Source organism: Flavobacterium sp. 25HG05S-40 (assembly GCF_052654735.1).
In genome coordinates this window covers 195,901-215,835 of record NZ_CP199750.1, presented here as the reverse complement: position 1 = coordinate 215,835, position 19,935 = coordinate 195,901, and the positions used below count along the sequence as shown (strand labels likewise).

At 36.8% G+C, this 19,935-nt stretch carries 20 protein-coding genes and 1 tRNA gene; 7 read left to right on the top strand and 14 right to left on the bottom strand.

The window, feature by feature from the left end:
• Positions 1-7 precede the first annotated feature (7 nt).
• Entirely contained in the window at positions 8-574 is a 567-nt protein-coding gene (locus tag ACULEU_RS00925; protein WP_445453584.1) for a type 1 periplasmic binding fold superfamily protein, read from the top strand.
• A 147-nt stretch (positions 575-721) separates the two neighbouring features.
• Entirely contained in the window at positions 722-1,096 is a 375-nt protein-coding gene (locus ACULEU_RS00920; protein ID WP_445453583.1) for a DoxX protein, read from the top strand.
• Between the two features lie 38 nt (positions 1,097-1,134).
• On the opposite strand, the gene ACULEU_RS00915 is transcribed toward ACULEU_RS00920, so the two are convergent.
• Genes ACULEU_RS00915 through ACULEU_RS00905 form a run of 3 tightly spaced genes read right to left on the bottom strand, consistent with a single transcriptional unit; the run spans position 1,135 to position 3,855 of the window.
• Positions 1,135-2,058 (bottom strand): lipid A-modifier LpxR family protein, encoded by a 924-nt coding sequence (locus ACULEU_RS00915; protein ID WP_445453582.1) that lies wholly within the window; start codon positions 2,056-2,058, stop codon positions 1,135-1,137.
• Positions 2,058-2,738: a monofunctional biosynthetic peptidoglycan transglycosylase gene (gene mtgA, locus ACULEU_RS00910; protein ID WP_445453581.1), complete on the bottom strand. Its 681-nt coding sequence runs from the start codon at positions 2,736-2,738 to the stop codon at positions 2,058-2,060. Before mtgA ends, ACULEU_RS00915 begins: the two co-directional genes overlap by 1 nt.
• Before the next feature lies 1 nt (position 2,739).
• Positions 2,740-3,855: an NAD(P)/FAD-dependent oxidoreductase gene (locus ACULEU_RS00905; RefSeq protein WP_445453580.1), complete on the bottom strand. Its 1,116-nt coding sequence runs from the start codon at positions 3,853-3,855 to the stop codon at positions 2,740-2,742.
• A gap of 213 nt (positions 3,856-4,068) precedes the next feature.
• On the opposite strand from ACULEU_RS00905, the gene ACULEU_RS00900 reads away from it, so the two are divergent.
• Complete coding sequence (locus tag ACULEU_RS00900) at positions 4,069-7,518, top strand: reprolysin-like metallopeptidase (protein ID WP_445453579.1); 3,450 nt, start codon at positions 4,069-4,071, stop codon at positions 7,516-7,518.
• Between the two features lie 95 nt (positions 7,519-7,613).
• Entirely contained in the window at positions 7,614-9,524 is a 1,911-nt protein-coding gene (locus tag ACULEU_RS00895; protein WP_445453578.1) for a S9 family peptidase, read from the top strand.
• A 109-nt stretch (positions 9,525-9,633) separates the two neighbouring features.
• On the opposite strand, the gene ACULEU_RS00890 is transcribed toward ACULEU_RS00895, so the two are convergent.
• The 7 genes from ACULEU_RS00890 to pdxA all read right to left on the bottom strand — a co-directional run bounded on the left by ACULEU_RS00890 (position 9,634) and on the right by pdxA (position 15,420).
• Positions 9,634-10,206 (bottom strand): porin family protein, encoded by a 573-nt coding sequence (locus ACULEU_RS00890; RefSeq protein ID WP_445453577.1) that lies wholly within the window; start codon positions 10,204-10,206, stop codon positions 9,634-9,636.
• Between the two features lie 210 nt (positions 10,207-10,416).
• Entirely contained in the window at positions 10,417-11,763 is a 1,347-nt protein-coding gene (gene accC / locus ACULEU_RS00885) for an acetyl-CoA carboxylase biotin carboxylase subunit (protein WP_445454871.1), read from the bottom strand.
• Positions 11,764-11,858: 95 nt separating this feature from the next.
• On the bottom strand, positions 11,859-12,338 hold the full coding sequence (gene accB, locus ACULEU_RS00880) for an acetyl-CoA carboxylase biotin carboxyl carrier protein (protein ID WP_445453576.1): 480 nt from the start codon (positions 12,336-12,338) through the stop codon (positions 11,859-11,861).
• 22 nt (positions 12,339-12,360) lie between these two features.
• Complete coding sequence (locus tag ACULEU_RS00875; protein ID WP_445453575.1) at positions 12,361-13,359, bottom strand: beta-ketoacyl-ACP synthase III; 999 nt, start codon at positions 13,357-13,359, stop codon at positions 12,361-12,363.
• Between the two features lie 159 nt (positions 13,360-13,518).
• Positions 13,519-13,713, bottom strand: a complete 195-nt coding sequence (gene rpmF, locus ACULEU_RS00870; RefSeq protein WP_007137315.1) for a 50S ribosomal protein L32 — start codon at positions 13,711-13,713, stop codon at positions 13,519-13,521.
• Between the two features lie 9 nt (positions 13,714-13,722).
• Positions 13,723-14,289 carry a YceD family protein gene (locus ACULEU_RS00865; RefSeq protein WP_445453574.1) on the bottom strand — a complete coding sequence of 189 codons (567 nt, stop codon included), beginning with the start codon at positions 14,287-14,289 and terminating at the stop codon, positions 13,723-13,725.
• An 84-nt stretch (positions 14,290-14,373) separates the two neighbouring features.
• Complete coding sequence (pdxA, locus tag ACULEU_RS00860) at positions 14,374-15,420, bottom strand: 4-hydroxythreonine-4-phosphate dehydrogenase PdxA (RefSeq protein ID WP_445453573.1); 1,047 nt, start codon at positions 15,418-15,420, stop codon at positions 14,374-14,376.
• A gap of 60 nt (positions 15,421-15,480) precedes the next feature.
• Between pdxA and ACULEU_RS00855 the strand changes: the two genes are divergently transcribed.
• Positions 15,481-16,071, top strand: a complete 591-nt coding sequence (locus ACULEU_RS00855; RefSeq protein ID WP_445453572.1) for a riboflavin synthase — start codon at positions 15,481-15,483, stop codon at positions 16,069-16,071.
• A 32-nt stretch (positions 16,072-16,103) separates the two neighbouring features.
• Here the strand turns inward: ACULEU_RS00855 and ACULEU_RS00850 are convergent, their stop codons facing one another.
• The 3 genes from ACULEU_RS00850 to mce all read right to left on the bottom strand — a co-directional run bounded on the left by ACULEU_RS00850 (position 16,104) and on the right by mce (position 17,047).
• Complete coding sequence (locus ACULEU_RS00850; RefSeq protein WP_445454870.1) at positions 16,104-16,289, bottom strand: PID-CTERM protein-sorting domain-containing protein; 186 nt, start codon at positions 16,287-16,289, stop codon at positions 16,104-16,106.
• 228 nt (positions 16,290-16,517) lie between these two features.
• Positions 16,518-16,591, bottom strand: a tRNA-Ile gene (locus ACULEU_RS00845).
• Positions 16,592-16,645: 54 nt separating this feature from the next.
• Entirely contained in the window at positions 16,646-17,047 is a 402-nt protein-coding gene (mce, locus tag ACULEU_RS00840) for a methylmalonyl-CoA epimerase (protein ID WP_445453571.1), read from the bottom strand.
• A 235-nt stretch (positions 17,048-17,282) separates the two neighbouring features.
• On the opposite strand from mce, the gene rbfA reads away from it, so the two are divergent.
• Both rbfA and ACULEU_RS00830 read left to right on the top strand, forming a co-directional pair.
• Complete coding sequence (rbfA, locus tag ACULEU_RS00835; protein WP_445453570.1) at positions 17,283-17,675, top strand: 30S ribosome-binding factor RbfA; 393 nt, start codon at positions 17,283-17,285, stop codon at positions 17,673-17,675.
• Positions 17,676-17,684: 9 nt separating this feature from the next.
• Complete coding sequence (locus ACULEU_RS00830) at positions 17,685-18,884, top strand: ABC transporter permease (protein WP_445453569.1); 1,200 nt, start codon at positions 17,685-17,687, stop codon at positions 18,882-18,884.
• Here ACULEU_RS00830 and dusB read toward each other — a convergent pair.
• Positions 18,881-19,873, bottom strand: a complete 993-nt coding sequence (dusB, locus tag ACULEU_RS00825; RefSeq protein WP_445453568.1) for a tRNA dihydrouridine synthase DusB — start codon at positions 19,871-19,873, stop codon at positions 18,881-18,883. The two genes, ACULEU_RS00830 and dusB, sit on opposite strands and share 4 nt — an antisense overlap.
• Positions 19,874-19,935: the final 62 nt, after the last annotated feature.

The window sequence follows — 19,935 nt, the reverse complement described above, 5'->3', positions numbered from 1 at the left end:
TAAAAAAATGAAAACAGTACCATTTGTAAACAAATCAAAATTCTTTATTATAGCTATTACTGCACTAACTTTTTCATCTTGTAGCAATGATGATGATCCTGTAAATGAGGAAGAAGTCATCACTACGGTTACTGCTACTTTAACCAACGGATCCAATATCATTACGCTTAGCTCCAGAGATTTAGACGGAGACGGACCTAATGATCCTGTGGTAACGGTTTCCGGTATTTTAGCCGCTAACACTACCTATACGGGTGCCGTTTCTTTCTTAAACGAAACTTCAGATCCGGTTGACAATATTACTACAGAAGTTTTGGAAGAAGGTGCTGACCATCAATTATTTTTTCAAGCTCCAAGCAGTTTAGGTACGTTTACTTATAGCGATACAGATGCTAACGGAAAACCAATTGGACTACAATTTTCGCTTTTGACAGGAAATGCTTCTTCTGGTAATCTAACCATCACACTAAGACATTTACCTAATAAATCAGCTTCAGGTGTCGCGACGGGAGATATTACCAACGCAGGAGGTGCCACTGATGCACAGGTTACTTATCCGATCGTAGTACAATAACACTCGCTTTACAATTTTAAAGAGCTGTCTTCTGACAGCTCTTTTGCTTTACAATAGACACATCGTTAAAAATATAGCCAATAAATTAGCATAACTTTAAATAATTAATATTATTTTTACCATATCACTAATTTAAAATCTTTAGGTATGAATTCTATGTTTACTAAAATCGTTAGAATAGTTTTAGGTGTGGCGCTAGTTGTTTTTGGAGCCAATAAATTTTTACATTTCATACCCATGGAAGCACCAACAGGCTCTGCGGGTGATTTTATGAATTCTCTTGGCGCAACAGGTTATGTTTTTCCTATTGTAGGTGTTTTAGAAGTAATGATTGGAATACTGCTTTTAATGAAAAAATGGGTTGCTTTTGCTTTAATATTATTAGCTCCAATTTCCATCAATATTGTTCTATTCCATTTGTTTTTAGACATTCCTGGATCGCCCTTTGCCTTATTGATTTTAATTTTCAATACCATTCTTATATTCAAACATTGGCAACAATACAAGCCTTTGTTTTATTAAAACTTCAAAAAACGCTTCTTATCGAAGCGTTTTTCTTTTTAAAAAGAACAGGAAAAGCCTAACGAACCATAATAGTAGCCTTTCGCCGAACTGTTCCGAATTTCATCTGTGGTATAGTGAAAAACACAAGAAAGATTGTAGTGATGGTATTTGTATTTAAATCCGGCTTCCCCCTTAAAGCGCACTTGTTTTAAATCGAACGTTACTGGACTACCATCTGTAAACATACTTCCCTGAATAGTAGCGTCATAAAGTTGAATATTGATTTTGGGCAAAACAAAAAAATAGAGCTCCTTTTGAGCACTACCCAAACCAGTATAAAAATTGGAGTTTTGCATCGGTGTAAGTTGTTTTAACAGACTGATTCTACCTAAAGTTCCAGTAGAAGCCCCCACAAAAGCGGTTCCGATTTCTGATTGTGAATACCAATGAAAATCGATTTTATCTGAAGAAATTTTAGAGAAAACGGGTATAGAATAAGTACATCCCAATTGGACTACCGGCAAATTCCGAATTTGTTGTTCCCAGCCAATAATGTCTCCAAAACTAAAAGAACGGTGCATCCAATTTTGAAAAGCCTCGGCTTTCGAATCAGGCCCAATGATGCCGAGTCCAAACGACCAACTCAAAACACTATTGGACGAATACAGCTTTGTGTTTTTATATTCGGCAGAAAAGTATCCGGCATAAGGGCGGTTATGGTCTTCCGGGAAAGGCGATTTCACCTCTCTCGGGTTGTAAATCTGCTGTTTTAATGCAAAACTGTGGATGATTATTTTTTCAGCACTAGACTTAGCCGCTTTATAATTAGCAAAAGCAAGCAAACCGCTGGTATAATAAAAATCATTGTAAGTAGAAACAAAAGAATCATTATCCAATTGTAAACCAATTTCAAAATTGGGGTTTTCCTGAGCACAAAGTAACATTGGCACTAGAAGTACTAATAAAATTGGATGGCGCATTAATAGTCAATCTTTCCAATGTGGCGCATTACTCTCATGATTTTGCCTTTTCTTCTTTCGATATAAGCCGATGAATTGGAAGCCTTATATTTTCGCGGATTCGGTAAAATGGCGGCAATTCCGGCAGCTTCTCTTGGCGTCAAATCATCTGCTGTTTTACGATACCAATGTCTGGCTGCTTCCTGAGCTCCATAAACACCGTTGCCCATTTCGATACTATTGAGATACACTTCCATGATGCGTTCCTTACCCCAAATAAGTTCTATCAAAACGGTAAAATAGGCTTCCAAACCTTTACGAACATAGCTTCTGCCCTGCCATAGAAAAACATTCTTAGCCGTTTGCTGCGATATTGTGCTTCCTCCTTTAAGTCTTTTTCCTTTACTGTTGTTCTTGAACGCTTTTTGCATGGCTTTAAAATCAAAACCATTGTGTTTTAAGAAATTACCGTCTTCACTAGCAATTACCGCTTTCTGAAGATTTGGTGAAATTTTTTCCAAAGGCACCCATTTGTGGCTATAAATAGCATCTTCACCATCCATTTTAAACTCAATGATTCTCGTTACCATTAAAGGCGTGAACGGAATGGGTACCCATTTGAACAGAATAACCGATAGGATAGAAAGTCCGAAGAACCATAGCATGGCTTTCCAAATCCAGCGAAAAATTTTTTTTATCATCTTATTGAACTAAATCTGCTAATTCTTGACCTATTTTACTTCCAATCGCAACTCCCATTCCGCCTAATCGCACGCCGCAATACACGTGTTCTGACAATTGCTCTACCATTGGTTTTTTGGTTGAGCCCAACCCCATAATACCACTCCATCGATGAGCGATTTTAAAATCAGTATGGGGTAAAATTACTTCTTTTAATAATTCCTCCAAACGATTTTGTATTAATTCGGTTTGTCCTAATGACGTGGTGGTTTCTTCTTCAAACGCTAAATTTCTTCCACCTCCAAACAATATCCTATCGTCTATGTTTCGGAAATAATAGTATCCTTTGTCCAGGTGAAACGTTCCTTTGATATCCAGATTCGGAATCGGTTCGGTAATCAAAACTTGAGCCCTTGCGGGCTTGACTTGATTATTGGTAAGGTTTCCAGCAAAACCATTGGTCGCAAACATTACTTTTTTGGAAAAGAAACTAAAATCGGACAACCTCACATCCACTCCATTACTTTTTTCCTGATACGAAGCAACTTCGACTTGATTTAGGATTAAAATGCCGTTCCCAATCGCTTTTTGAAGTAAAGCGTTCATCATCTTTCCGGTATCCAGCTGTGCTTCTAACGGATTGAAAATTAAGTATTCCTGTATCCCTTGAAAAGCAAAACGATCTACTTCTCTAGCAAAAACATCATTTCTAAACAAGGTCTTCAGTAAATCGTTAATAAAAGGTAACTTTTGCAGACATTCGGCATAAGAACTCTCATCATCCTTCAAAAATAATTCATAACCACCATAAGGTTTAAAGTCAATTACGTCATCACCAAGGTTTTTTCGGAGCAATTGTAAGCCATTCCACCGTTTTTGAATGAGCTGTACTACTTCTTCTTCGGTATGCGATTTTAAATCATCTATAATTTCCGAAATACTACCAAAACAGGCAAAACCGGCATTTTTAGTGCTTGCCCCTTGAGGTAAAACGCCTTTTTCTAAAACTAGAATTTTACTATTTGGAAATTTTTCTCGTAGTCTCAAAGCGCAATGAAGTCCCACGATTCCGCTACCTACAATGGTAAAATCGACATCTGTAAACCAATTTTTAAGTTCCCAATAGCTAAGATTCATTTGGTTATTTTTTTTAAAAATAGTTTTTTTGAGGAAATGGAGCTATGATTGTTCTCAAAATTATTATTTTCTTACCTATTTTTCTTAATTAATAAGCATCTGACAATTAAAAGATAGGTAGTTTATCGATTTGTTAATAGTTTTATTAAATAGTTGAGTTGTTTCTTGAAAATAATTTTATTTTTGGTACACTAATTTTAACCAAACCAAATTATGAAGCGTAAACTACTCATTGTTGCCTTGTTGGCAGCATCCAGTTTCTCTTTTGCACAAAACAAAAGTACGTTGTGGAACTCGACCACTAAAAAAAGTAACATGGTTGCTTTAGAAGCTCGAATGCAGCTTCCAGAAAACAATCTTTTCGATTTAAATCTTACAAGCCTTCGTTCAAATTTGAGGACAGCACCGGCAAGAATGGCCAATGTAAAATCAACAACTATCCTATCTATTCCTAATGCCGAAGGTGTTTTAGAGCGATACACCATTTTTGAAAATTCGATTATGGATCCGTCCTTAGCGGCAAGATATCCAGAAATTAAATCATATATCGGAATTGGTATCGACAATCCAACGGCAACTGCCTATTTCAGTGTTTCCCCGTTAGGATTCAAATCGATGGTTCTTGCGCCAGATAAATCTGCCGTTTTCATTGAGCCTATTTCTGCTGATCTAGGAACGTATAGCGTTTACAGAAAAGCGGACAAAAAACAATCCCTAACTCCTTTTGAGTGTAGCGTAATTGATGAAGTAACTCCACAAGTTGCTGGCGCTGATGCCCGACCAAATGCGGATGATGCCACTTTAAGGACGTTCCGACTAGCTTTGTCTTGTACAGGGGAATATGCAACTTATTTTGGAGGGACCAAAGCTTTAGCTTTAGCAGCGATGAATAATTCGATGACTCGAGTTAACGGGGTATTTGAAAAAGATTTTGCAGCTCGAATGGTTTTAATTGCCAATAATGATTTAGTAATTTATACAAGTGCCTCAACAGATCCTTACACTACAAGTTACAACAGTCAACTTCAAAGTACATTAACTTCAGTGATAGGAGAAGCGAATTACGATGTAGGTCATGTTTTTGTTCAAGCCTCTAACAATGGAAATGCAGGTTGCATTGGTTGTGTATGTGTTAATGGTTCAAAAGGTAGTGGCTTTACATCAAGCACAATACCAACTGGAGATAATTTTGATATCGATTATGTTGCTCACGAAATTGGTCATCAGTTTGGAGGCAATCATACTTTTACACATAGTAATGAAGGTACTGGTGTACAAATGGAACCAGGATCTGGATCTACAATTATGGGTTATGCTGGGATTACTTCTTTAGATGTTCAGCCTCATTCAGATGCTTATTTTCATGCGGTTAGTATCCAACAGGTAACTAATAATATCAAAGCGAAAACGTGTCAAACCAATACTGCTACAGGAAATGCAGTTCCTACTGTAAGTGCAGGTTTGGATTATACTATTCCAAAAAGCACACCATTTATGTTAACGGCAGTTGGAACTGATGCAAATGGCGATGCACTAACATACAATTGGGAACAAATGGATTCTCAAAGCACTTCTGCAGCTCCTAGCGCTACTAAAACTAGTGGTGTGAATTACAGATCGTACAACTCTACAACATCTCCAACAAGATATTTCCCTAGAATGGCTTCTGTTTTAACAGGTGCAACAACTACAGCAGGAACTGAACTTACAGTAGAAGCCTTGTCTTCTGTTGCCAGAACACAAAATTTCAGAGTTACAGTTCGTGATAACAGAGCTGGTGGCTCAGCAAACAACAGTGATGATATGGTTATTACGGTTAATGCAACAGCAGGACCATTTACAGTAAGTGCACCAAACACTGCTGTTTCCTATGTTGGTGGAAGTACTCAAACAGTAACTTGGGCCGTAGCCGGAACCACAGCAAATGGCGTTAATTGTGCTAATGTGGATATTCTTTTATCCACTGATGGAGGAAATTCGTGGGCTACTTTGTTGGCGGCTACTCCAAATGATGGAACTCAGGCTGTAACTATTCCGAATACCCCAGGAACAACGAACCGAATAATGGTAAAAGGAACCAATCATGTTTTCTTTGATGTTTCCAACACTAACTTCACAATTACTGCGGGTTCTGCTCCAGATACTATTGCTCCAACGGCACCAACTTTGACTGCTTCTGGCACAACTGAAACAACAACCAATTTATCATGGTCTGGCGCCACAGATAATATTGCTGTAACTGGTTATGATGTTTATAGAAATGGTGCTTTAATTGGTTCAACAACAACTGCTACAACTTATGCAGCAACTGGTTTGACCGCTTCAACTTCTTATACATTTAATGTTACAGCTAAAGATGCTGCCGGAAATGCTTCTGTAAATAGTAATACGGTAAACGTAACTACTTTAACGCCTGCTCCAGATACTACAGCGCCAACAGCGCCAACGTTATCGGCTTCGGGAACTACTTTGAACTCCACAAACTTATCTTGGTCTGGCGCTACTGATAATGTAGCTGTAACCGGTTATGATATTTATAAAGACGGTGTATTCCTTGCCTCAACAGCTTCAACTAGCTACGCTGCTACAGGCTTACTATCTTCAACTTCTTATGCATTTTATGTTCAGGCTAAAGATGCTGCCGGAAATAGTTCTGTTGCAAGTAATACTGTAAATGTTACTACGTTAACTCCAGATACGACTGCGCCAACAGCACCAACATTATCAGCTTCTGGAACTACTTCGTCTTCTACGAATTTATCTTGGACTGGCGCAACAGACAACGTTGCAGTAACTGGTTATGATGTTTATAGAAATGGCGCATTAATTGGTTCAACAACAACTGCCACAACTTTTGCAGCGACAGGTCTGACAGCTTCTACAGCCTATACTTTCAATGTAAGAGCTAAAGATGCTGCTGGAAATGCTTCTGTAAATAGTAATACTGTGAGTGTTACTACTCTTGCTAATAGTGTAACTTACTGTACTTCTAGAGGAAATAGTACGGCAGATGAGTATATCAACAGAGTTCAATTAGGAGCAATAAACAACACTTCTGGAAACAATAGTGGTTATGGTGACTTTACAGCACTATCTACTAATTTAGTTCGCGGAACAAGCAATTCAGTTACCATCACACCTGCATGGACAGGAACAGTATATAGCGAAGCCTACAGAGTTTGGATTGACTATAATAAAGATGGCGATTTCTTGGACGCTGGCGAACAAGTTTTCAACAGAAACAGAACCACTGCAACTCCTATCACAGGAAGCTTCACTGTTCCTGCTACTGCTTCATTAGGAACCACTAGAATGCGTGTTTCGATGAAGTACAACGCATCTCCAACATCTTGCGAGGCATTCTCTTTTGGCGAAGTAGAAGATTATACTGTAAACATTACATCTACTGCCAGATTTGATGAAACCAGTGTTGCAAAAGTTGCTTTCAATTTATATCCAAACCCAGTAAAAGGTGACGTGTTGAACATTTCAAATCTTGAAACTGCATCAACGTATAGAATTTTCAATATGATGGGACAAGAATTAGGAAGTGGTACAATTGAAAATGATGCTGTTTTTGTTGGCTCCTTAAATTCGGGTACTTTCTTAATTGAAGTGTCAAACGGAACTTCAACAACTACAAAACGTTTTATCAAAGAATAATTTTAGTTTATTAAAGTGTAAAAGCCATACTGAAAAGTGTGGCTTTTTTTATGAATTAATTTTGCTACTTTTAAGCCATTAAAAAATCATTAAAAATGAAACAATTACTTATTTTAATCCTTAGCACAATGAGCATCACTGCAGCTGCGCAAGAAGTTTTATCTCCTGAAAGTTTATGGAAATTAGGTCGGTTAACTGCTCTTGGAATTTCAAAAGACGGAAAATCTATAGTTTATAAAGTAGCCACACCATCTGTTGAAGAAAACAAATCCAATTCAAAATTTTATACCATTCCAGTAAATGGTGGTACTGTTGTAGAAATTCAGGAAACGCAGATAAAAGAGTTGCTAAACGATAAAAATGTATCGCCAGATGGAAAGTATATTTTATCAACCGAAGAAGTCAAAATCGAAAAAGTTTTAGGTAAAGATTTTTATCCGGAATTAGAAAAATCAGAAGCCCAAATTTATGACGGATTAGATTATCGCCATTGGGACACTTGGAATAGCGGAACTCACAATCATGTGTTTTATGCGGTCAATAAAGGAGCAAAAGCGCGTCCGATTGACATTATGAAAGACGAACCTTATGATGCTCCTCAAAAACCCTTCGGTGGCGATGAAGATTTTATTTGGTCGCCCGATAGCAAAAGTATCCTCTATGTATGCAAGAAAAAAGCAGGAACAGCCTATGCCGTTTCTACCAATACTGATTTGTATGAATACAACATCGAATCAAAATCGACTAAAAATCTAACCGAAAACAATCCGGGTTATGACACCAACCCAACGTTTTCTCCTGAAGGTTATTTGAGTTGGTTACAAATGAAACGCGACGGTTATGAAGCAGATAAAAACGACATTATCGTTCGTTTCAGAGACATTGATTATAATCTGACTATCAATTGGGATGGTTCGGTGGAGAGTTTTAAATGGAGTGCTGACGGCACTAAGGTCTTTTTTATTGCTGCCGTTGATGGAACTTTACAGTTATTTGAAGTAAACTTCCCGGGTGTAAAACGAATTGCCATCAGCGTAAAGCAAATTTCTAGAGGAGATTTTGATGTTCATGACATCGTTGGTTTTAATGGAGATCATATCATTGTAACACGAACCGATATGAATCATGCCGCAGAACTATATTCCTTCAACTACAAGAAAAAAACATTTACGCAACTTACCAAAACCAATAACGAAGCTTATTCAAAATTAGCGTTGCCAAAGTACGAGCGAAGATATGTAACGACTACCGATGGTAAAAAAATGTTGGTTTGGGTGATTCTTCCTCCAAATTTTGATAAAAACAAAAAATATCCTACGCTATTATATTGTCAAGGTGGACCACAATCGCCATTGACACAATTCTATTCTTTCCGATGGAATTTCTCGCTGATGGCTTCGCAAGGATATATTGTTGTGGCGCCAAACAGAAGAGGGATGTATGGTCACGGACAAGCTTGGAACGAACAAATTTCAAAAGATTGGGGTGGTCAGGTAATGGATGATTATCTTTCTGCTATTGATGATGTTGCCAAAGAAAGTTATGTAGATAAAGCCCGATTAGGTTGTGTTGGTGCAAGCTACGGAGGATATTCTGTCTTCTATTTGGCCGGAATCCATAAAAATCGCTTCAAGTCTTTCATAGCTCACGATGGCGTCTTTAATACCCAAAGTATGTTTGGAACTACTGAAGAAGTATTTTTTAACAACTGGGATTTTGGTGGCGCTTATTGGGAAAAAAATAATGCTATCGCTCAAAAAGCTTACAACGAATTCAATCCTATCAACTTTGTTGACCAATGGAATACGCCTATTTTAATTGTACAAGGTGGAAAAGATTTTCGTGTTCCTATTGGACAGGCCCAGGAAGCCTTTCAAGCTGCTCAGCTTCGCGGAATCAAAAGCCGTTTTCTATACTTACCTGAAGAAAATCACTGGGTATTAAAACCGCAAAACGGAATGGTTTGGCAACGTGAATTCTATAGATGGTTGAAAGAGACATTGTAAAACCAAAATTGTTTTCAATAAAAAAAGCCTTGAATCTTCAAGGCTTTTTTGTTTCATTTTGAGAGGAAATTAAAATCCATTTATAAGTAACAATTTCGCATTGAAATTATTATAATTTGAAAACGGCTCCAACATTTAAAGAGCCGTAATTGTTTTTAACATTCAAATCCTTTTCAGCATTGCTTAATCCAGCCATTCCCTGATAATCTATTAAAAGGCTTACTTTTTTAGTTAACTCAAACTTATAACCAATTCCAACATTCAAACCTACCTGAAACTTGTTGAAATTATCTTTGACATCAACATCCCCTAATTTAGCATACGTTAGAAACCCAACACTTGGCCCAAAATTCAGGTTCCACTTTCTTGTTTTGCCAAAATGCCAGTTAGCATTTAACGGAAGAGTAAGATAGCTCAACCCAAGAATAGTATCATCAATATCTGATCCCATCGTTTGATAATGCAATCCTGATCGAATACTCCAACGACTATTCAAATAATAATCAGTCCCAACGCCAATATTTAAAGAAGAAACTTCTCCATCATTACCAGCATCACTTCCAGAAAAATCGGAAATCGTAAAGCCAATATGAGGAAAAATTTCAATTGTTCCTTTTTCTCTTTGCTGCGCCTGAATGATTCCAACACAAAGAATTGTCATTACCAAAATAATTTTTTTCATGTTTATATATTTATGATTAGAGGACAAATCTATAATTATCAAAACATGATATTCCTTACAAAATGTTAATTAACTTTTCGATAAGGCGTTAAAAAAAACAAAAAAATAGTTGAATTCTACAATCAAAACGCAGTAAACTCTGAGGATAAGAAACTTATTAAACAATCAACAAACTGAAAAAAAAGCCCCACTTTCAGTGGGGCTTTTTATCTATTCCGGATCGTTCATTTTAAAACTCTCCATAAACTTGGTAGTATAATTTCCGGATACATAATCCGGCTCATCCATCAATTGTCTGTGGAAAGGAATGGTAGTTTTGATTCCTTCAATATAAAACTCATCCAAAGCACGCTTCATTTTATTGATAGCTTCTTCCCTTGTTTGAGCCGTTGTAATCAACTTAGCAATCATCGAGTCATAATTTGGCGGAATGGTATATCCTGCATAAACGTGCGTATCTAAACGTACTCCGTGTCCACCTGGCGAATGTAAAACGGTGATTTTTCCTGGCGAAGGACGGAAATCATTATAAGGGTCTTCAGCATTAATTCGGCACTCAATAGAATGTAATTGAGGCAAATAATTTTTACCAGAAATTGGCACTCCAGCAGCAACTAAAATCTGCTCCCGAATCAAATCATAATCAATAACCTGCTCCGTAATTGGGTGCTCTACCTGTATTCTCGTATTCATTTCCATAAAATAGAAATTTCTATGCTTATCCACTAAGAACTCAACCGTACCGGCACCTTCATATTTTATGAATTCGGCTGCTTTAACGGCTGCTTCTCCCATTTTATGACGCAATTCATCAGTCATAAAAGGCGAAGGTGTTTCTTCAGTTAATTTTTGATGACGACGTTGCACAGAACAATCTCTTTCTGATAAGTGACAGGCTTTTCCATAAGAATCACCTACAACTTGTATTTCTATATGACGAGGTTCTTCGATTAACTTTTCCAAATACATTCCGTCATTTCCAAAAGCCGCAGCAGATTCCTGACGGGCACTTTCCCAAGCTTTTAAAAGATCCTCTTCTTTCCATACGGCACGCATTCCTTTTCCACCACCACCAGCAGTTGCTTTTAACATGACTGGGAATCCCATTCCTTTAGATAACTCCAAAGCTTGTTCATACGATTCTAAAAGTCCTTCGGAACCGGGAACACAAGGAACTCCGGCTGCTTTCATAGTAGCTTTCGCTGAAGCTTTATCTCCCATTCTGTCAATCATTTCTGGAGAGGCACCTATAAATTTTATACCATGCTCCTGACAGATTTTTGAAAATTTAGCATTTTCAGAAAGGAAACCATACCCAGGGTGAATGGCATCTGCGTTTGTAATTTCAGCCGCAGCAATAATATTGGACATTTTTAAATAAGACAAATTACTTGGTGGAGGACCAATACAAACAGCTTCATCTGCAAATTTTACGTGCAAACTTTCCGCATCGGCAGTAGAATATACAGCCACCGTCTTTATCCCCATTTCTTTACAGGTCCGAATTACACGAAGTGCAATTTCTCCTCTATTGGCTATTAATATTTTTTTAAACATCATTCTTAATTTGAAAATTAAACAATTTGAAAATTTGAAAATTGGCAAAGAATGTGATAATTGTTTTCAAATTAACACATCTTCAAATTTTCAAATTAAGATGGGTCAACTAAGAATAAAGGTTGGTCAAACTCTACTGGTGACATATCGTCAACTAGAATCTTAACGATTTTACCGGTAACTTCAGCTTCTATTTCGTTAAATAACTTCATTGCTTCTACAACACAAAGCACATCGCCTTTCCCAATGGTAGTTCCCACTTCCACAAAAACTGGTTTGTCTGGTGCTGGTTTACGATAGAACGTTCCAATCATTGGCGACTTTATAGTAATGTATTTTGAGTTATCTTCAGTGGCAGCTGTTGGAGTTGCGGCTACTGGAGCAGCGGTTTGTGCCGGAGCCGGAGCAGCGGCAAGTTGTTGCATTGGTGCTTGCTGCACATAAGTAATGTCAGGTGTATTCCCTTCAAGAGTGGTTCTGATGGTAATTTTTATATCTCCTGTTTCTAACTTCACCTCTGCAACTCCAGAATTGGATACAAATTTGATTAGGTTTTGAATTTCTTTTAAATCCATGATAAGTTTTGTTTTAGTTAGTTTATTGTTTGTTATAGGCCCATTTTAAATAGATGGAACCCCATGTGAATCCACCGCCAAATGCGGCAAAAATTAAATTATCTCCTTTTTTTAGTTTATCCTCAAAATCACTCAATAATAAAGGTAGCGTTGCTGAAGTTGTGTTGCCATATCTATGGATATTTACTAACACTTTTTCTTCATCAAGTCCCATTCTACTTGCTGTAGCATCAATAATTCGTTTGTTTGCCTGATGAGCAATTAACCAATTGACGTCCTCTTTAGTCAAATTATTACGCTCCATAATTTTCTCGCTCACATCCGCCATGCCGGAAACAGCATATTTAAAAACAGTTTTCCCATCTTGAAAAACAAAATGTTGACCATTTTCAACCGTTTCTTTTGACGGAGGAAGAATAGAACCACCAGCATCAATTTTTAGATACTCCCTTCCAATGCCATCACTTCTTAAAAATTCATCTTGTAAACCTAAGCCTTCCTGATTCGGTTCAAATAATACCGCGCCAGCTCCATCCCCAAAAATAATGCATGTGGCTCTATCTGTATAATCGATGATAGAGGACATTTTATCAGCACCTATTAAAAGTACTTTTTTATATCTGCCGGATTGTATGTAGGCCGCTGCAGTTGACATTCCGTATAAAAAGCTGGAACAAGCGGCTTGTAAATCAAAAGCAAAAGCATTGACCGCACCAATTTGAGTAGCAACATAAACACCTGTTGAGGCAACAGGCATATCTGGAGTAGCGGTTGCCATAATTACCAAATCAATTTCGGCTGGATTTATATTGGCTTTTTCAATTAAATTCTGAGCGGCTTTTATAGCCATGAACGAAGTGCCTTTACCCTTCTCTTTCAACAGTCTTCTTTCCTTGATTCCGGTTCGAGTAGTAATCCATTCATCATTGGTGTCAACCATAGATTCCAGTACTTGATTTGAGAGTACAAAGTCTGGGACATAAGCTCCAACTGCTGTGATTGCGGCTGTAATTGTATTCATAAATAAGAAGTTTTTCTTCTCGCTTTTTTGATTGCGAAAAGTTGTGGAAATTACAAAAAAAATTTATACCTATAGAGTTTTAGGGCTGGTTATTTGTTAAATTTCTTTAAAACAAAAAACTCCCACAAAGTGAGAGTTAGTTTTGTAAAAAAACTTTAATTATGCTACAGCTACTGATTTATCAATAACTACTTGTCCTCTGTAGTACATTTTACCTTCATGCCAGTAAGCTCTGTGGTATAAATGTGCCTCTCCAGTTATTGGGCAAGTTGCAATTTGAGCAACAGTTGCTTTATAGTGAGTTCTTCTCTTATCTCTTCTTGTTTTCGAGATTTTTCTTTTAGGATGTGCCATTTTACTGTATTATTTATCCGTTAATAGTTGTTTTAATTTATCCCAACGCGGGTCAATTTCTTCTTCTTTTTTTTCTTCTTTTATTTTCTTTGACTGTTCGCTTGCGCTAGGGCCATTAACCTGTAATTCTTTTAGTTTTTTCAATGCTTCGGTTTCCAAACTTCCATCTTTTACTCCTGGATGAACTCTTTTATGAGGAACAGACAATACAATCATTTCATAAATATATTGTGCTAAATCTATTTGATGTTCTCCGTGAGGCAAAATCAACAATTCATCATTGTCATTATTAAATTCTTCTCCAAACTGAACTACTAGCTTGATTTTCCCTTTAATTGGCAAATCAAATTGCTCTCCGGTTAAATCACAGGGAACATTCACAGTCCCTTTATGTTTGAAGCTAATTTCAAGCATAGTTGCCTTTTTTTCAAGGACAACATCTACGCTTATATCGCAATTGTCGAATTCATCAAAACTAAAATCGTCAAAGAACTTTTTGCTTATTTTAAATTCAAACTGATGCTTTCCTAATTTTAATCCTATAAAAGGAATTAAATATTCATTCGTACTTTTCATCTAAACAACAATTTGAGCCCTAAATCGGGAGTGCAAAGATATAAAATTATTGCAATTCCAAAAGCCTTATAAACATTTTTTTGTTTATAACTGTTTTTCCTTGGTTTTCAGTGGGTTTTTACTGATTTCTTGGTACTGATTTCTAGAATTATAGATATCGATAGCCATATAAACAGCTTCTTTAAAGGAATTGTAATCAGCAACTCCTTTACCAGCGATTTCAAAAGCTGTCCCATGATCTGGTGAAGTTCTGATTTTATGTAAACCTGCAGTATAATTTACGCCATTACCAAAAGACAACGTTTTAAAAGGGATTAAGCCCTGATCGTGATAGGTAGCGATAACAGCATCGTATTTTTCATATTGACTACTTCCAAAAAAACCATCTGCAGCAAAAGGGCCAAAAACAAGTGTTCCTTTTTCAAATAATTTTTTTACTACGGGCTTCAGTATTTCATCGTCCTCTTTACCAATAACTCCATTATCTCCCGCATGCGGATTCAAAGCCAGCATAGCTATTTTTGGCTTGTTAATACCAAAATCTTGAATAAGAGAATGTTTAATGGTTTCTATTTTCTGAATTATGAGTTTTTCCGTTAAATGTTTTGCTACTTCATTTACTGGAATATGATCTGTAAGCAAGCCAACTCTCAAAGTATCCTGAACCATAAGCATTAGCGCATTCCCTTCTAACTCTTTGTCTAGATAATCTGTATGTCCAGGAAATTTAAATTCTTCCGACTGAATGTTATATTTATTAATTGGCGCTGTAACTAAAACATCTATCTGATTTTCCTTTAATGCTTTTGTAGCTTCAGTAAACGATTTTATGGCATATTTTCCAATATTTTCATCATTAGTGCCAAAATTTAAATCAACGCTTTCTTTCCAAATGTTAAGCACGTTAATTTTACCAATCACAATTTGATTGATTTGGTCAATTCCATGAAGCTGTGTCTCTAGACCTAGTGTCTTCTTTATGAAAGACAACACCTTTACATTGGCAAAAATAACTGGAGTACAAAGTTCTAACATTCTTGAATCATCGAAAGTCTTAAGTATGACTTCACTTCCGATTCCGTTCAAATCACCGATAGAAATTCCAACGATGATATTTTCTGCTTTTTTCATAAGAAGAACAAGTTATTTATTGCTAATTTTGAAGTGCAAATTTAGTAAAATAAAACCACAATGTTTACAGGAATAATCGAAACCCTTGGAATTATCAAAGATTTGAAAAGAGAAAATGATAATCTTCATATTACCGTTTCATCCACAATAACTAACGAGCTAAAAATCGATCAAAGCGTGGCACATAATGGCGTTTGTCTTACTGTAATTGCTATTGATGATGACACTTTCACTGTTACCGCCATCAAAGAAACTATCCTTAAAACAAATTTAAGCGATTGGAAGATCGGAGACCTTATCAATTTAGAGCGTGCGATGAAATTGGGAGATCGACTTGACGGACATATTGTTCAGGGACATGTTGACCAAATAGGCGTTTGCAAATCGATTAAAGAGGTAAACGGAAGTTGGTATTATGCATTCGAGTATGACAGTAGCTTTAACAACATCACTATCGAAAAGGGTTCTATTACAGTTAATGGTGTCAGTTTAACAGTAGTAGATTCGAAAGAAAACGAATTTAAGGTAGCCATAATACCTTACACATACGACAATACTAATTTTAAAACTTTTGAAATTGGTACAAAAATAAATCTAGAGTTTGACGTTGTAGGAAAATATGTCGCCCGATTGCATGCTTTGAAACAATAAACTACAAAAAAGGAAATAAAAAAGCTTCAAAGTTAATTTGAAGCTTTTTTTATTTTATTCAATTTATAGATACCGTAAGAAATTGAAATTGCAACCAATAGAAACAAACCTCCGTCCAAAGGCAGTCCCGGTGGCAAAGGCCCAGGAGGTGATGGCGGCGGTGGCGGTGTGTCAGCAAAAACACTTGTTTGCTGCAGCAAAAACACAACCAAAAACATTACAATTCTATTCGGGACAATTTTCATAGTGCGTAAAAGTATAAAAAAAATTTATTTACCAAAATAAATTATTGTTTAATCGGTAAAGTTAATAGAAAATTAATGTTCCGCAAATGGTATTCAATCTTCTGCTTAAAAAATCGACAACTTACACTAATTAACGTTGTATTTGATTTTTTGGTTTTAAATTACACAAAAAAGACCTCGATTTGAGGTCTTAAAATAATGTGGTCCCACTTGGGCTCGAACCAAGGACCACCTGATTATGAGTCAGGTGCTCTAACCAACTGAGCTATAGGACCTGCTGTATTAGCGGTTGCAATATTACTATTAATTTTTGTTCGATGCAAGTGTTTTTATGGTATTTCTTGACAAAGTTCAATCAAAACTCCGTTAGTTCCTTTAGGATGTAAAAAAGAAACTAATTTATTATCAGCCCCTTTTTTAGGTGTTTCATTGAGCACAACGAATCCTTCTTTTTGTAACCTTTCTATTTCTGCTACAATGTTTTCCACATCAAAAGCGATATGATGAATACCTTCTCCTTTTTTTTCTAGGAATTTAGCTATAGGACTATCAGTGTTGGTGGCTTCTAGTAATTCTATTTTATTAGGACCGTTCATAAAAAAAGAAGTTTTTACACCTTCGCTGGCTACTTCTTCTTGTTTGTATGGTGGTTGCCCAAATAATTTTTCAAAAAGTTGATTGGAAACTGCTAGGTCATTAACGGCTATTCCGATGTGTTCTATTTTTCTCATGGCTAAAGTTGCTAATTCATTATGTGAGTTCGTTAAAAAATCAAAGATAAGCATTTCAAAAATTAGCCCCGATGGAAGTGGCATCCTTTTTCCTGCGGTTTCGCAGGGAAAAGATATAACGGACAGCGGGAAACAGCTTCTAAAAAAACTTTGCTAATTACATCCTAGCCCTTTGTAGCAAAGATGCTTGCATAAACTTTGTAACTTTGCCACTTAAAAATTGTATTTTTGCGGCATGGAAACGAACAGACAGAAAAAAATTGGCAGCGTATTGCAAAAGGATTTAGTAGATATTTTGCAGGGCGAGGTACGAAAAAACGGGATTTCAAATTTAGTAATATCCGTTTCTAAAGTAAGTGTAACTACTGATTTATCTATTGCTAAAGTCTATTTAAGCGTTTTCCCGCAGAACAGAGCAGCCGAATTATTAGAAGCTGTAAAAACCAATGCTCCTTTAATTAAGCATGATTTGTCGCAACGTGTAAAACTACAATTGCGTAAAGTGCCTAATCTTTCTTTTTATATTGATGATTCTTTAGATTATATCGAAAAGATTGACAATGCCCTTTCCGGGAAAGAGAATCCTATTGAAAACCGCGATCTTTTAGACAAACGCAAGAAATTTTAATTTTCAACGTTGAATTTCCCGCTATACATAGCCAAACGATACGTCTTTAGCAAAAGCAAAAACAATGCTATCAACATCATTACTGGCATTGCCTCTATGGGAATCATCGTGGGAACGCTTGCGCTGTTTGTAGTGCTTTCGGTTTTTAGCGGCCTTAGAGTTTTTAGTCTGTCGTTTACGAATACCATTGATCCCGATTTAAAAGTAAATCCACTCAAGGGAAAAAGTCTCTTCATTAATTCAGCCCAAGAAAAACAAATTGCTGCGATAGCAGGTGTTGCGTCCTACAGTAAAATTGTCGAAGAACGCGTACTTTTCTTTTTTGACGGAAAAGAGCAAGTCACCTATTTAAAAGGTGTTGATACCAATTATACCAAAATCAATGCAGTATCCAAAAGTATTTACAATGGAAAATGGTTGCGATATAATACGGCAGAAGTTGTAGTGGGCTATGGAATCACTCAGAAATTATCCATGGGATTATTCGATTTTAATAATGCTTTTGAAGTATATGTCCCCCGAAAAGGCAAAGCGGTAATCGAGAGCGAAGCGGAAGCTTTCAATAAAACCGCACTAATTCCGGTAGGAATATATGCGATAAGTGAAGATTTGGATTCCAAGTATGTTTTTTCCGATTTACGATTGGCGCAGGAATTATTAGAATACCAACCGAATCAGATTTCGGCAGTAGAACTAAAACTAAAACCCGATGCTAACGAAAGCGATGTTATAGAAAAACTGAATACTGTTTTCCAGAATAAGGCTGAAATAAAAACTCGGGCACAGCTTAATGCTACACTTTATAAGATGCTGAATACCGAAAATATTGCGGTGTACCTGATTTTCACGTTAGTCATTATCATTGCGCTTTTCAATTTGATTGGTGCTCTGATCATGATGGTTTTGGACAAAAAAAGCAACCTAAAAACGCTCTATAACTTAGGTGCTGAAGTCAGCGATTTGAAGAAAATATTTTTGTTACAAGGAAGCTTGTTGACCGTTATTGGCGGAATAATAGGCTTGATTATAGGAATTATTATTGTTGTGCTACAACAGCAATTCCAGCTGATTATGATTACCGAATCTTTAGCGTATCCGGTCGTTTTCTCGATTCAAAATGTAGTGATTGTAATGGGAACCATTATTGCGCTTGGCTTTATCTCGAGCCTAATTGCAAGTAGTCGCGTAACAAAAAAGTTGTTGGATTAAACAAACTGATACTTAGCGTAAACTTCCTGAATCTCATCTAAAGCTCTGAATAAACTCTCAGCACTTTCCAGCGTTACCAGTTTTAAACGGTGCTCCTTAAAATTGGAAATTCCTTTGAAATAATTTGTATAATGACGACGCATTTCAACAATGCCAACACGTTCGCCTTTCCAATCCATTGACCAGGTTAAATGATTCCGAGCTGCTTCAACTCTATCGGCAATGGTTGGCTGAGGCAAATGGTCTCCTGTTTTGAAATAATGTTTGATTTCGTTAAAAATCCATGGATATCCAATGGCCGCACGACCAATCATCATGCCATCTAAGCCGTATTTATTTTTGTATTCTAAGGCTTTTTCGGGAGAATCGATATCACCGTTTCCGAAAATGGGCATCGTAATTCGCGGATTGTTTTTCACTCGGGCAATATGCGACCAATCCGAATGGCCTTTATACATTTGGGCTCGCGTTCGGGCGTGAACTGTCAAAGCTTGCACTCCAATATCCTGAAGCCTTTCGGCTACCTCATCAATATTAATCGAATTTTCATCCCAACCCAAACGGGTTTTTACCGTCACCGGAAGATTGGTTCCCTTAATAACCGCTTTGGTCAAACGCACCATCAGATCAACATCTTTCAAAACTCCGGCTCCAGCACCTTTACAAACTACTTTTTTCACCGGACATCCAAAATTAATGTCTACCAAATCAGGGCGAACGGCATCAACAATCCTTGATGACATTTCCATGGCTTCTTCGTCTCCTCCAAAAATCTGAATACCGACCGGTCTTTCGTAATCGAAAATATCTAACTTCATTTTGCTTTTTATCGCATCGCGAATCAGTCCTTCTGAAGAAATAAACTCCGAGTACATCAAATCAGCACCATGCAACTTGCACAAACGACGGAAAGGCGGATCGCTCACATCTTCCATAGGCGCAAGTAAAAGTGGAAAGTCAGGTAATAAAATGTTGCCTATTTTGGGCATAACTTGAGTTTTAATAGTGCAAAATTACACTTTTTAAGTTAAGTACAATTGCCTTTCAATGC